This is a genomic window from Kitasatospora arboriphila (genome assembly GCF_039528095.1).
Taxonomy (GTDB): Bacteria; Actinomycetota; Actinomycetes; order Streptomycetales; family Streptomycetaceae; genus Kitasatospora; species Kitasatospora arboriphila.
This window is the reverse complement of the sequence record NZ_BAAALD010000050.1, coordinates 1-12,929: the sequence shown is the minus strand read 5'-3', so window position 1 is coordinate 12,929 and position 12,929 is coordinate 1. Positions and strand designations below refer to the sequence as shown.

At 75.7% G+C, this 12,929-nt stretch carries 11 protein-coding genes; 10 read left to right on the top strand and 1 reads right to left on the bottom strand.

Annotated elements, in window-relative coordinates; all coding sequences use genetic code 11:
• The first annotated feature begins 93 nt into the window (after positions 1-93).
• The 10 genes from ABD353_RS23860 (at position 94) to ABD353_RS23815 (ending at position 12,365) form a co-directional block, all read left to right on the top strand.
• Positions 94-870, top strand: coding sequence for a glutamate ABC transporter substrate-binding protein (locus tag ABD353_RS23860; RefSeq protein ID WP_344625698.1), 777 nt, complete (start codon positions 94-96; stop codon positions 868-870).
• A gap of 173 nt (positions 871-1,043) precedes the next feature.
• A complete protein-coding gene (locus ABD353_RS23855; protein ID WP_344625727.1) occupies positions 1,044-2,459 on the top strand; it encodes a hypothetical protein in 1,416 nt (471 codons plus the stop codon).
• On the top strand, positions 2,452-4,911 hold the full coding sequence (locus tag ABD353_RS23850; protein ID WP_344625697.1) for a serine/threonine-protein kinase: 2,460 nt from the start codon (positions 2,452-2,454) through the stop codon (positions 4,909-4,911). The genes ABD353_RS23855 and ABD353_RS23850 overlap by 8 nt, the downstream gene beginning before the upstream one ends.
• 3 nt (positions 4,912-4,914) lie before the next feature.
• Positions 4,915-6,165, top strand: a complete 1,251-nt coding sequence (locus tag ABD353_RS23845) for a PP2C family protein-serine/threonine phosphatase (protein WP_344625696.1) — start codon at positions 4,915-4,917, stop codon at positions 6,163-6,165.
• 120 nt (positions 6,166-6,285) lie between these two features.
• Positions 6,286-7,617 carry a VWA domain-containing protein gene (locus ABD353_RS23840; protein ID WP_344625695.1) on the top strand — a complete coding sequence of 444 codons (1,332 nt, stop codon included), beginning with the start codon at positions 6,286-6,288 and terminating at the stop codon, positions 7,615-7,617.
• Between the two features lie 584 nt (positions 7,618-8,201).
• Positions 8,202-9,119 (top strand): PDR/VanB family oxidoreductase, encoded by a 918-nt coding sequence (locus ABD353_RS23835; RefSeq protein WP_344625694.1) that lies wholly within the window; start codon positions 8,202-8,204, stop codon positions 9,117-9,119.
• An 11-nt stretch (positions 9,120-9,130) separates the two neighbouring features.
• On the top strand, positions 9,131-9,961 hold the full coding sequence (locus tag ABD353_RS23830; protein ID WP_344625693.1) for a M24 family metallopeptidase: 831 nt from the start codon (positions 9,131-9,133) through the stop codon (positions 9,959-9,961).
• On the top strand, positions 9,958-11,676 hold the full coding sequence (locus ABD353_RS23825; RefSeq protein ID WP_344625692.1) for an SDR family oxidoreductase: 1,719 nt from the start codon (positions 9,958-9,960) through the stop codon (positions 11,674-11,676). The genes ABD353_RS23830 and ABD353_RS23825 overlap by 4 nt, the downstream gene beginning before the upstream one ends.
• A gap of 63 nt (positions 11,677-11,739) precedes the next feature.
• Positions 11,740-11,952 (top strand): type II toxin-antitoxin system VapB family antitoxin, encoded by a 213-nt coding sequence (locus ABD353_RS23820; protein ID WP_030265425.1) that lies wholly within the window; start codon positions 11,740-11,742, stop codon positions 11,950-11,952.
• On the top strand, positions 11,949-12,365 hold the full coding sequence (locus ABD353_RS23815) for a PIN domain nuclease (protein ID WP_344625691.1): 417 nt from the start codon (positions 11,949-11,951) through the stop codon (positions 12,363-12,365). Before ABD353_RS23820 ends, ABD353_RS23815 begins: the two co-directional genes overlap by 4 nt.
• A 17-nt stretch (positions 12,366-12,382) precedes the next feature.
• Here ABD353_RS23815 and ABD353_RS23810 read toward each other — a convergent pair whose 3' ends face one another.
• On the bottom strand, positions 12,383-12,682 hold the full coding sequence (locus ABD353_RS23810) for a hypothetical protein (protein WP_344625690.1): 300 nt from the start codon (positions 12,680-12,682) through the stop codon (positions 12,383-12,385).
• Positions 12,683-12,929: the final 247 nt, after the last annotated feature.

Here is a 12,929-nt window from a genome sequence, read left to right as displayed (position 1 = left end):
CCGCGCATCGCGAAACCCCCATTTGAACCTGTCCTGGTCGCCCCCGACGACCAGTGACCCGCGCTGCCGGATCCGCCGCCCGCGGACTGCGACGTGACCAAGAGCGCGCCGCCCGCCGAGCACCCGAACGGGGCGGCGGTCCGGCGGATCCGGCAGCGCGGCTCACTGGTCGTCGGCGTCGACCAGAACAGCTTCAACTGGGGCTTCCGCAATCCGCGGACGGGCCGGATCGAGGGCTTCGACATCGACCTGGCGCACGCGATCGCGGCCTCGGTGCTGGGCGACCCGGAGAAGATCACCTTCCGGACGGTGCCCACCGCCCGCCGGATCGAGGCGGTCAAGAACGGCGAGGTGGACCTGATCACCCGCACCATGACCATCACCTGCGAGCGGCTGAAGGACGTGGCCTTCTCCGCCCCGTACTTCCGCACCGGCCAGCAGGTGGTGGTGGAGCGGGCGGCCAGGGTGACCTCGCTGGCCGCGGCCTTCAAGGGGCGGCGGGCCTGCGTGGCCGCGCAGTCCTCCTCGGAGGCGGAGCTGAAGCGGGACCCGCGCGGCACCAGCGCGGTGCGGGTGGTGGAGAACCAGCTGGACTGCCTGGTGCTGATGCAGCTCGGCCAGGTCGACACCACCCTCACCGACGGTTCGCTGGCCGCCGCGCAGGCCGCGCAGGACCCGACCGTGCAGGTGCTCGACGAGAGCATCTCGGACGCCTACATGGGGGTGGCGGTCAACAGGGCGGCGCCCGACCTGGTGGCCTGGGTGAACCAGGTGCTGGCGGAGTACCGCGCGGACGGGGGGTGGCAGCGCAGCTACACGCGCTGGCTGGCGCCCACCATGGGTGCCTCCGCCGCACCGTACCTGCCGTAGTCTCGTCACCCCGTCACCCGATCGTCCCGTCGACCGACCGTCCCGTCACCCGTCGCCCCGTCACACGAAGCACCGTCACCGGGGGGCGCGCCGCAGGCGCGGGAGGTGCCGCACCGGCACCGGGCGACCGCACCGGAGAGGAAGGACCGTTGGCAGGAACTGCCGGCCCGGCGATGAGCCGGGAGGAGGTGGACCGCGCACTCGCGCGGCTGGGCGCCGAGCGCGACGCCGTGGAGGCGGCGCTGCTCGACCTGCAGGACCATCCGGGCCGCCGGCTGCTGGAGGGGGCCGCCCTCACCGGGCGCACCCGGGAGCGGTGGTCCGTCGCCGGGCAGGGCCTGTCCGTGCTGTGGTCGCTGTTCGACCGCTACTCGGAGGCGCTGGCCTCGGCGCGCGCCGTCCGCTCGCGCCGCAACCGGCCCGGCTCCGCCGAACTGGCGGAGCTCGGCGAACTGCTCGGCGGGGCCTCGGTCACCGTCTCCGGCGGGCAGCTGCCGGACGGCGGCGCCCGGCTCGGCGCACCGGCCCGGCTGGTCGAACGGATCAGCCTCGCCGACCTGCTGGAGCGGATGAACGCCTGGTACGCGACGGTGCTGGAGGTGGTCGCCGCCGCGGACGCGGTCTGGTCGGCGCTGCCCGCCCGGATCGACCTGCTGCTCGCCGAACTGCACCGGGTGCAGATGCTGGCGCTGTCGGTCGGCGTACGGCCGGGGGGCCACCCGCTCGCCGACGACCTCGCCGAACTGGCCGGGGACCTGGCGGCGCAGCGCACCGAGGTGGTCGCGGACCCGCTGGCGCTGTGGCGGCCCGCCCGGGTGCCCGCGCAGCGCGCCGAGGACGGGCCCGCCGCGGCCGCGATGACGGCCGGCACGGTCTCCGGGGTGGTCGACACCGCCCGCTTCGACCGGGCGGGCCGGGCGCTGGACGACGTCCGGGTGGAGCTGGAGGGGCTGCTGCGGCTGCGCGACGAGTCGCACGAGCGGCTGCAGCAGGTCGCCGACCTGCTGCAGCGGGCGGACGCCACGCTCGCCGAGGCCCGGCGGGCCCGCGGCGAGGTCCTGGCGAAGATCGCCGCGACCGAGGTGCCTGCCGTGCCGGGCCCGGCCTCGGCGCTCCGCGAGCGGATCGGCCAGGCCGTGGAGCTCCAGCACGGCGGCCAGTGGTACCGGCTGGGGCCGCTGCTGGACGCGCTGGAGGACGCGGCCGCCAAGGAGCTCGCCCGGGCCCGGTCCTCGCTGACCGAGGTGGCCCAGCCGCTGGCGGTGCGGGCCGAGCTGCGGGGGCGGCTGGAGGCGTACAAGGCGATGGCGGCGCGGCTGCGGATCACCGAGGACCCGGAGGTCGTCGAGCGGTTCGAGAAGGCGCGCTGGCTGCTGTGGAGCGCGCCGTGCGACCTGCGCGCCGCCGCGGAGGCGGTCGCCCGCTTCCAGCAGGCGGTGCGGCCGGTGCCGGCGCTGCCGGCCGGTCCGGGGATCGCGGCCGGTCCGGGTGTCACGGACGGCGGGAACGGGCAGGACCACCAGGCCCCGGCGGTGCAGGACACCCGGCCGGCGGGGGAGTTCGAGGGGGGCGGGGACAGCGATGGGTGAGGTGTGCACGCGGCCGGAGTGCTCCGGCAGCGGTGTGATCGACGCGGACGGCTACTGCGACGAGTGCGGGCTGGCCGCCGAGGCCGGCACCGGACGGGCCGCGGGGGCGGCGGGTACGGCGGCCGCACCGGCCGCGGCCGGTGCGGCGCCGGGGCGGTGCACCCGGGACTGCCCGGGCACCGTCGACGCGGACGGCTACTGCGACGAGTGCGGGCTGGCCGCCGAGGCCGGCGCACCGCGGGTGCCCCCGGCCCGGGTCTCCCCCGACTCCGCGCGCGCCGGCTCGTCCCGCACCGGCTCCTCGCGGACGATGTCCGGCCGGTCCCGCTCGCACCGCTCCGCACGGACGGGCACCGGCCGCTCGGTCTCGGTGCGCAGCAGCGGCGGCACCGCCGGGACGGGCCGCCGCGGCAACCTGGGCGCCGGCCTGGTGACGGTGCCCGCGGTGCCGCGGCCCGACCCGTCCGCGGCCGTGCTGGAGGACCCGGAGGTGCCGGAGCGCAAGCGGTTCTGCTCCAGGTGCGACGCGCCGGTCGGCCGCTCCAAGGGCGACCAGCCGGGCCGCCCGGAGGGCTTCTGCACCAAGTGCGGCACGGGCTACTCGTTCACGCCCAAGCTGCGCCGCGGCGACCTGGTCGGCGGCCAGTACGAGGTGGTGGGCTGCCTGGCGCACGGCGGGCTCGGCTGGATCTACCTGGCGGTCGACCGCCGGGTCAGCGACAAGTGGGTGGTCCTCAAGGGCCTGCTGGACACCGGTGACGAGGACGCGCTGGCGGTCGCGCTCGCCGAACGGCGCTTCCTCGCCGAGGTGGACCACCCCAACATCGTCCGCATCATCAACTTCGCCGAGCACCCCGACCTGCGGACGGGCGGCAGCGACGGCTACATCGTGATGGAGTACGTCGGCGGCAAGTCGCTCAAGGACATCGCCAACGAGCGCCGCACCCCGGACGGCCGGCGCGACCCGCTGCCGGTCGAGCAGGCGATCGCGTACGCGCTGGAGGCGCTGCCGGCGCTCGGCTACCTGCACGCCCGCGGGCTGGTGTACTGCGACTTCAAGATCGACAACGTGATCCAGAGCGAGGACTCGCTCAAGATCATCGACATGGGCGCCGTCCGGCGCCTCGACGACGACGGCCCGATCTACGGCACCGTCGGCTACCAGGCGCCCGAGATCGCCACCGACGGACCGTCACCCGCCTCCGACCTCTACACCGTGGCCCGCACCCTGGCCGTGCTCAGCCTCGACTTCCGCGGCTACGACACCACCCACCGGCACGACCTGCCCGGCCCCGACGAGACCCCGCTGTTCGCCGCCTACGAGTCGTACTACCGACTGCTCGTCAGGGCCACCGACCCGGACCCGGCCCGCCGCTTCGGCTCCGCCGAGGAGATGGCCGACCAGCTCACCGGCGTCCTGCGCGAGGTGCTCGCCCTGCAGGACGGCCGGCCGCGGCCCGCGCTCTCCACGCTGTTCGGGCCCGAGGTCCGGGTGCTCGACACCGACCCCGCCGCCGGCCCGCCGGACCCGGCCGCCGCCGCCCTCGCCCTGCCGGTGCCCCGGGTGGACACCGCCGACCCGAACGCCGGCTTCCTCGCCGCCCTGGCCGGCACCGCACCCGGCGAGGCGCTGGCCGCGCTCGCCACCGCCCCCGCGCCCTCGCTGGAACTGCGCCTGCGGGCCCTGCGCGCCCACCTGGAACTCGGCGACCCGGAGGCCGCCGCACGCGACCTCGACGCCGTCGAGCAGGACCACCCCGGGGACTGGCGGGCCGTCTGGTACCGCGGCCTCACCGCCCTCGCCGCCGGCCGCGCCGGGGCCGCCGCCGAAGCCTTCGACGCGCTGTACGACGCGTTCCCCGGCGAGGCCGCGCCCAAGCTGGCCCTCGCCCTCTGCGCCGAACTGCTCGGCAACGGCGAGGACGCCGCCGAGTTCCACCGCCTGGTCGCCACCACCGACCGCAGCTACGTCGGCGCCGCCTTCGGGCTGGCCCGGGTCCGGCTCGCGGCCGGCGACCGGGCCGGCGCGGTCGCCGCCCTGGAGGCGGTGCCGGAGGCCTCCGCGCACCACACCGCGGCACGGATCGCCGCCGTCCGCGCCCGGCTGAGCGACCGTCCTGCGACCGACCCGCTCGGCCCCGACCTGGTGCGCTGCTCCGAGCAGATCACCGCGCTCGGCCTGGACGCCCGGCGGCACGAGGAGCTCTCCGTCGAGCTGCTGGACGCCGCCCTCGGCTGGGTCGTCGCGGGCCGCCCGGGCGGCTCCGGAACGGCCGCCGCGGGCAGCGCGGACCCGGCCTGCGAAGTGCTCGGACATCCTGCCGGCGAACGGGAACTGCGCTTCGCCCTGGAGCACTCCTACCGGGTGTTGGCACGGTTGTCCGACCGGGCCGGAACGAGGATCGAGATGGTGGAGCGGGCCAACCGTGCCCGTCCACGGACGTGGGTGTGAGCAATGCCGCAGCAGCAGACCGTGTGCCCGAGCTGTGCCGAGCCGCTGGCCCCGGACGACGCCTACTGCGGCGCGTGCGGACACAGCACCGCCGGGCCCGCCGCACCCGCCGGGGCCCGGGTGGTGACCGACGTCCGGGGGCCCGGAGCGACCGTGCCCGACCTCCAGCCGGCCGGGCCGGCCGCGGGCGCCTGCGCGCACTGCGGAGCCACCGGCCTCGCCCCCGACGGGTACTGCGAGTCCTGCGGCAAGGCGCAGCCGCGGCCGCGGGACCACCAGGAGCGGGCCATGGCCGGCGTCGCCGGCGTCAGCGACCGCGGCCTGCGCCACCACCGCAACGAGGACGCCTTCACCGTCGCCGGCACCTCGCTGCCCGGCGGCCGGCCCGCCGTCGTCGCCGTGGTCTGCGACGGCGTCTCCTCCTCCGCCCGCCCGGACGAGGCCTCCGCGACCGCCGTGGACGCCGCCTCCGAGTCGCTGCTCAGCTCGCTGGAACGCGGCGACGACCCGACCGCCGCGATGCGCCGCGCGATCGCCGACGCCGCCCGGGCCGTCACCGAGCTCGCCTACGACGACAAGAACCGCGCCCGGCCGGACGGCGGACTCAACGCGCCCGCCTGCACCTACGTCAGCGCCATCGCGGCGGACGGCCTGGTCACCATCGGCTGGGTCGGCGACACCCGCGCCTACTGGATCCCGGACGACCGCGAGTCGGCCGAGCCCTACCGGCTCACCGAGGACGACTCCTGGGCCGCCCGGATGGTGGCCGCCGGGCTGATGGGCGAGGCCGAGGCGTACGCCGACCCGCGGGCGCACGCCATCACCGGCTGGCTCGGCGCCGACGCCGAGGAGCTCCTGCCGCACACCGTCGCCTTCACCCCGCACGTGCCCGGCGTGGTGCTGATCTGCACCGACGGCCTGTGGAACTACGCGGAGGCCGCCACCGACCTGGCCTTCTTCGTCCGCGCCGACGCCCGGACACAGCCGCTGGCCGCCGCCCGTTCCCTGGTCGACTTCGCGGTCACCGCGGGCGGGCACGACAACATCACCGTCGCGGTGCTGCCGATCACCCCGGGCGAGCCCGAGCACGAGCCCACCCTGCTCGACCTGCCCGTGCAGCGGCCCGCCGCCGAGGCGGCCCCCGCACCGCAGGGGCACGACGCCACCCTGCCGGACGGGCCGCCCCCGGCGCCGCCCGCACCGGCCGCACCTCCGATGCCGCCCTTCCCGCCGGCCCCGGCACCGCTCGACTGAGGACGGCCGCACCCGGGCGCGCCGCAGGCCGGCGCGGCCCCGCGCGCCCGCACGACGACCCGACCACCGCACGACGACCCCACCGGACCCGCCCGCCCGCTCGACAGGAGCCCTCAGCCCATGGCAAGTCTGGCCAAGCCGAACGCGCCCCGATTCGACGTCGACATCTTCCAGAACGAGTACCTCGCCGAGGGCGCCCGCGAGGTCAACGCGATCGTGACCGTCACCGCCACGGGCGGCGGCACCGCCGGCGGACGGCTGCCCGCCTCCGCCGACGGCGGCGACGCCGCCGTGGTGATCATGATCGACTGCTCCGGCTCGATGGACTACCCGGCCTCCAAGATGCGCAACGCCCGCGAGGCGACCGCCGCCGCGATCGACACCCTGCGCGACGGCGTCGCCTTCGCCGTCGTGGCCGGCACTCACGAGGCCGCGGAGGTCTACCCGGGCGGCGGCGAGCTGGCCGTCGCCGACCCGTCCACCCGGGCCGCCGCCAGGACCGCCCTGCGCAAGCTCACCCCGATGGGCGGCACCGCCATCGGCACCTGGCTGGCCCTCGCCCGCCGGCTCTTCGAGAGCCGCCCGGAGCGCTCCATCCGGCACGGCATCCTGCTCACCGACGGGCGCAACGAGCACGAGAAGCCCGCCGAGCTGCAGGCCGTCCTGGAGCGGGCCGCCGGGTACTTCACCGCCGACTGCCGCGGCGTCGGCACCGACTGGGAGGTCGACGAGCTGCGCCGGATCTCCTCCGCGCTGCTCGGCACCGTCGACATCGTCGCCGAGCCCTCCGGCCTGGCGGACGACTTCCGGGCGATGATGTCCGCCACCATGGGCAAGCAGGTCGCGGACGTCGCGCTGCGGATCTGGACCCCGGCCAACGCCGTGGTGAAGTACGTCAAGCAGGTCGCGCCCTCGGTCGAGGACCTCACCGGCCGCCGCACCGACACCGGCCCCCGGGCCGGCGACTACCCGACCGGCTCCTGGGGCGACGAGAGCCGCGACTACCACGTCTGCGTCGAGGTGCCGGCCGCCGCCGTCGGCGACGAGATGCTGGCCGCCCGCGTCAGCCTGGTGCTGCCGCGGCCCGACGGCACCGCCGAGACGCTCTCCCAGGGCCTCGTCCGGGCCGTGTGGACCGACGACCTGGCCTCATCCACCCGGATCAACCAGCAGGTGGCCCACTACACCGGCCAGGCCGAGCTGGCCGCGTCCATCCAGGAGGGCCTCGCCGCCCACCGCGCGGGGGACGTCGACCGGGCCACCGCCAAGCTGGGCGCGGCCGTCCGGCTCGCCCACGTGACCGGCAACGACGGCACGTTCCGTCTGCTGGAGAAGGTGGTCGACGTGGTGGATCCGAAGGAGGGTACGGTTCGATTCCGTAAGAACGTGAGCGAGGCCGACTCGATGACACTCGAGACCCGGTCGACCAAGACCGTGCGAGTGAAGAGATGACCGGCCGATTCCCTGGGCCGGACCTGCTGATGTGGGGGATTTGATGCCGATCTGCCCTAGGGGCCATGAGTCGCAGGCCGAGGACTGGTGCGACTTCTGCGGCTTCCCGATGACTCCGCCGCCCGGTCTGGCCGTCCCGGGCGCCCCGCCGGCCCAGGGCTCGCCGTTCGGCGCTCCCGCCGGGTCCGGCTACCCGCCGCCCCCGCCCGCCTCCGCCCCGCCGCCCCCGCCCCCGGGCGGTCCGGCGTACGGCGGCCCGGGCGGCTACGAGCGGCCCCCCTACGAGCCGGCCGGCCGCGACTCCGGGTACGGGCAGCCGCCCTACGAGGAGCCGTCCTACGAGGAGCCCCCCTACGGGCGCCGCGGCGGCCTCGGCGGGCTGTCCATCGGCGGCGGCGGCCAGGGCCACGGCCACGGCCAGCCGTCGCACGGCGGCCCGGACATCACCGCGGGCCTGGTGACCTGCCCGATCTGCCGCAGCCCGCAGACCGGCCGGTACTGCGAGGAGTGCGGCTACGACTACGACCTGTCCGCGCCGCAGTCCCCGCAGGCCGGCCCCCGCCCCCGTCCCGCCGCTGCGCCTGGTGGTCACCGGCCACCGCACGGTCGCCGAGGACGTCGTCGCCGTGCACCTCGCCGAGCCCTCGGGCGGCCCGCTGCCGTCCTGGCAGCCCGGTGCCCGTCTGCTCCTCACCCTGCCGTCGGGCCGTCAGCGGCACTACTCGCTCTGCGGGGATCCCGCGGACCGGCACCGCTACCGGATCGCGGTGCGCCGGGCCGCCGACGGCGGCGGCGGGTCGGTGGAGCTGCACGACGAGGTCGCGGTCGGCAGCCGACTGTCCGCCGCCCGCCCGCGCAACGGCTTCGCCTTCTGCGCGGAGCCCGCGGTGCTGCTGCTGGCCGGCGGCATCGGCATCACCCCGCTGCTGCCGATGGCCCGTCAGGCGCGTTCGCTCGGCCTGGACTGGCGGCTGGTGCACACCGGCAGGACGGCCGCGGCGCTGCCGTTCACCGAGGAACTGCGCGCCCTCGACCCGGCCCGGGTGGAGATCCGCACGGACGACCGCGACGGCGTCCCGGACGCCGCCGAGCTGCTCGCCCGGGCCCCGCGCGGCGCGGCCGTCTACTGCTGCGGCCCGGCGCCGATGCTGGCCGCCGTCCAGCGGGCGTTCGACGCCTCGCCGGCCCGCGCCCTGCACTTCGAGCGGTTCGGTGCGGCGCCGGTCTCCGGCGGGCACCCGTTCACCGTCCGGCTGGGCGCCGGCGGTCCCGAACTCGCCGTCCCCGCGGACCGTTCCGCCCTGGACGTGGCCCGTGAGCTCCGTCCCGACCTGCCGTACTCCTGCAAGCAGGGGTTCTGCGGCACCTGCCGGGTGCGGGTGCTGGACGGCACGCCCGAGCACCGCGACCGCCGGCTGACCCCGGCCGAGCGCGCGGGCGGCGCCCTGCTGCCCTGCGTCTCCCGCGCGGCCGAGGGCGAGACCCTCGTCCTGGACCTCTGAGGAGCCCGCACATGACCTTCCCGTACGACGAGCGCGACCTCGCCAGGTTCCGCGAGACGCAGCAACTCGCCTACCACTGCGCGGAGCAGGTCGCCGCCTGGATCGAACCCGGCGTCACCGAGCGGCAGGCCACCGCGCAGCTGCGCCGCTGCCTGGAGCGGGCCGGGGTGCAGGACTACTTCCACGTGCCGTTCGCCTGGTTCGGCGACCGCACGGCCTTCCGGCACTTCCGCACCCCGCTGCAGTTCTTCGCCGGGAGCCGCCGGCTGGAGGAGGGCATGCCGTACGTGCTGGACTGCGCGCCGGTGGTGGACGGCTACACCGCGGACATCGGCTACGGCGGCAAGGTCGGCGAGAACCCGGTCTGGGACCGCCTCGCCGCCGACCTGAAGGTTTACCGGGAGCTGATCCTCGCCGAGGTCAAGGCCCGCAAGCCGCTGAACGAGGTGTACGCGGCGGTGGACGCCCAGCTCGCCGTGCACGGCTACGACAACCGGCACCGGGTCTACCCCGGCCGGGTGATCGGCCACCGGGTCACCCGGACGACCGCCCGCGGCCCGGCCGGCGTCACCCTCTTCGGCTTCGGCGTGCGTACACTCCAGACGCTCGGCCGGGAGCTGATCGGCGAGCGGCTGCACGGCCGCTCCCCGCTGTGGGCGGACGGCCGCTCGTCCCGGCACGCCCCCACCCCGGGCCTGTGGGCGGTCGAGCCGCACATCGGCTTCCGGGACGTGGGCATCAAGTTCGAGGAACTGCTCGTCGTCACGGACGACGACGCGTTCTGGCTCGACGACGACCTGCCGCACGTGCGGCGCTGGACGCTCCAGGAGGAGGCCGCATGACCATCCGCCGCCGCACCGTCCACTCCGGCGGGCTGCCGCTGGCCGTGTACGAGCAGGGCGACCCGGCCCGGCCGACCGTCCTGCTGGTGCACGGCTACCCGGACACCCACGCGGTCTGGGACGACGTCGCCGCGGACCTCGCCACCGACCACCACGTGGTCCGCTACGACGTCCGCGGCGCCGGCGGCTCCGGTGTGCCCGCCGCCCGGGACGGCTACCGGCTGGAGCACCTCGGCGCCGACCTGTTCGCCGTCGCCGACGCCGTCAGCCCGGACGAGCCGGTGCACGTGGTCGCCCACGACTGGGGTTCCATCCAGTCCTGGGAGGCCGTCACCGAACCCGGCGCGCACCGGCGGATCGCCTCCTACACCACCGTCTCCGGGCCGTCGCTCGACCACATCGGCCACTGGATCAGGCACCGGATGCGCCGCCCCACCCCGCGGCACCTGCGCCAGCTGCTCGTCCAGGGCGTGCACTCCTGGTACATCACGGCCTTCCAACTGCCCTACCTGGCACCGGCCGTCTGGCGGCTCTTCCTGGCCCGCGCCTGGCCGACGGTGCTGCACCGGATGGAGGCCGTCACCCCGCGGGCCGGCCACCCGCAGCCGACCCTCGGCCGGGACGCCGTCCGCGGGATCGAGCTGTACCGGGCCAACTTCCGGCCGGTGCTGCGCAGCCCGCGGGAGCGGCCGACCGAGGTGCCCGTCCAGCTGATCACCCTGGAGCGGGACCGCTACGTCTCCACCTTCCTCTCCGAGGGCCTGGAGCGCTGGGTGCCGCACCTGACCCGCCGCACCCTGGACGCCGGCCACTGGTCGGCGCTGCTGGAGAAGGGCGGCACGGTGGCCCGGTTCGTCCGCGAGCACGTGGCCCGGGTCGCCGCCGGGCACGTCCAGGGCCCGCCGGTGAGCGGCCGGCTCGCGGTGGTCACCGGCGGCGGCAGCGGCATCGGCCGGGCCACCGCCCTGGCCTTCGCCGAGCAGGGGGACCGGGTGGTGGTCTGCGACCTCGACCTCGCCGCCGCCGAACGCACCGCCGACCTCTGCGGCCTGGTCGGCCCGCGGGCGCACGCCCACCGGGTGGACGTCTCCGACGGCGAGGCCGTCGACACCTTCGCCCGGCAGGTCGCCGCCGAGCACGGCGTGCCCGACGTGGTGGTCAACAACGCCGGGATCGGCCACGCCGGCACCTTCCTGCAGACCACCGAGAAGGAGTGGCAGCGCGTCCTGGACGTCAACCTCTGGGGCGTCATCCACGGCTGCCGCGCCTTCGGCGCCCTGATGGTGGCCCGCGGCGGGGGCGGACACATCGTCAACCTGGCCTCGGCGGCGGCCTACCTGCCGGCGAAGTCGCTGGCCGCGTACGCCACCAGCAAGGCCGGGGTGCTCATGCTCTCCGACTGCCTGCGGGCCGAACTCGCCCCGCACGGGATCGGCGTCTCCGCGATCTGCCCGGGCATCGTGGCGACCAACATCACCAGCACGACCACCTTCTCCGGCACCGACCCGGACGAGCAGGCCGCCAAGAGGGCCAAGGCCACCAAGGCGTACGCCCGCCGGGGCTTCCCGCCCGAGAAGGTCGCCGCGGAGATCCTCCGCGCGGTCCGCACCGGCAAGCCGGTCGTCCCGGTCACCTTCGAGGCCAAGGCCGCCCACCTCCTCGGCCGCCTCAGCCCCGCCCTGCTGCGCCGCCTCGCCCGCCTCGACATCGGCTGACGGCCCCGGGGTCGTGATATCGGATAGCATGGGATTCGATATCACGACCCTCGGGAGGTTGGCATGACGCGCACGGTGATAGACGTGGACGACGAGCTGCTGGCCGAGGCCGCGGAGATCTTCGGCACCACCACGAAGGTGGCCACCGTGAACGCCGCGCTCGCCGATGCGATCAAGCGACGGAAGCGGGAATCCTTTCTGAACTGGCTGGCCGAAGGCGGCCTGCCGGACCTGACCGGTCCGGTGGAGAGTGATTCGGAGCACCGGGCGGCATGACGGAACGCTTCCTGATCGACACCTCGGCGCTGGCCCGATTCCCCAAACAGGCCGTTCGCAGGGCAGTGGAACCCCTCCACAACGCCGGCTTGTTGGCCGTCTGTGCGGCCGTGGAACTGGAGGTCCTGCGCAGCGCCAGGTCGAAGGCCGAGGCCGAGCGGATCCGTGACGAGATGCGCGGCTTCGACCGGCTGCCGACGACCGACGAGGTCTGGGACCGGGCGCTGGACGTCCAGGTACTGCTCGTCGGCGCGGGCAACCGGCGGGCAGTGTCGGCGGCCGACCTGGTGATCGCCGCGACGGCGGAGCGCCACGGCGTCACCGTGCTGCACTACGACGGCGACTACGACATGATCGCGCAGGTCACCGGTCAGCCCACGCGATGGGTGGTGCCCGCGGGCGAGGCCGACTGACCTCCGGGGCGGCCGGGTCAGGACCGGGCGGTGAGGCGGGCGAGGCCGGCCTGGAGTTCCTGGGCGGTGAGGCAGGGGGCCACCTCGACGTCGGCGCCCATCTCCATCCAGAGCGGTTCGACGAGGGGGATCAGGTCGGCCTCGTCGGTGACGTCCACCACCATGACGAGGCCGCGGCGGCCGTGCAGCGGGTAGAAGTAGGCGGCTTCGGGCTTCAGGACGGTGAGAATCTGCTCCATCGTCTCGGGCATCTTCCCCTCCGCGATCACCGCGTTGGCACGTTCGGTGTCGATCGAGGCCTGGACGAGCATGCGCATGGCGGTGGTCCCTTCGGCACGGACGACGACCGGCCCTCCGCACGAACCCCGCCGGGTGGGGGCGGTCCTCAGGTCTCCAGCGTCGCGCCGCCGATGCGGCCCCGCACCCGGACCGCCCGGCCCGTGCTCAGGCGGCGTGCGGCCGCGGCCGGTGCTTCGGCTCCGGCTCCGGAGCGACCGCCGTGAGGTCGTGGTGGATGGGGCCGTCGCCGGCGGAGAGGGGCAGGCAGCTGCCGCCGCGGCGGTG

Coding starts and splice junctions, on each gene's coding strand:
- ABD353_RS23855 (WP_344625727.1), top strand. CDS start 1,044: ATGAGCCGGGAGGAGGTGGACCGCGCACTCGCGCGGCTGGGCGCCGAG.
- ABD353_RS23810 (WP_344625690.1), bottom strand. CDS start 12,682: ATGCGCATGCTCGTCCAGGCCTCGATCGACACCGAACGTGCCAACGCG.
- ABD353_RS23830 (WP_344625693.1), top strand. CDS start 9,131: ATGACCTTCCCGTACGACGAGCGCGACCTCGCCAGGTTCCGCGAGACG.
- ABD353_RS23840 (WP_344625695.1), top strand. CDS start 6,286: ATGGCAAGTCTGGCCAAGCCGAACGCGCCCCGATTCGACGTCGACATC.
- ABD353_RS23845 (WP_344625696.1), top strand. CDS start 4,915: ATGCCGCAGCAGCAGACCGTGTGCCCGAGCTGTGCCGAGCCGCTGGCC.
- ABD353_RS23850 (WP_344625697.1), top strand. CDS start 2,452: ATGGGTGAGGTGTGCACGCGGCCGGAGTGCTCCGGCAGCGGTGTGATC.
- ABD353_RS23825 (WP_344625692.1), top strand. CDS start 9,958: ATGACCATCCGCCGCCGCACCGTCCACTCCGGCGGGCTGCCGCTGGCC.
- ABD353_RS23815 (WP_344625691.1), top strand. CDS start 11,949: ATGACGGAACGCTTCCTGATCGACACCTCGGCGCTGGCCCGATTCCCC.
- ABD353_RS23820 (WP_030265425.1), top strand. CDS start 11,740: ATGACGCGCACGGTGATAGACGTGGACGACGAGCTGCTGGCCGAGGCC.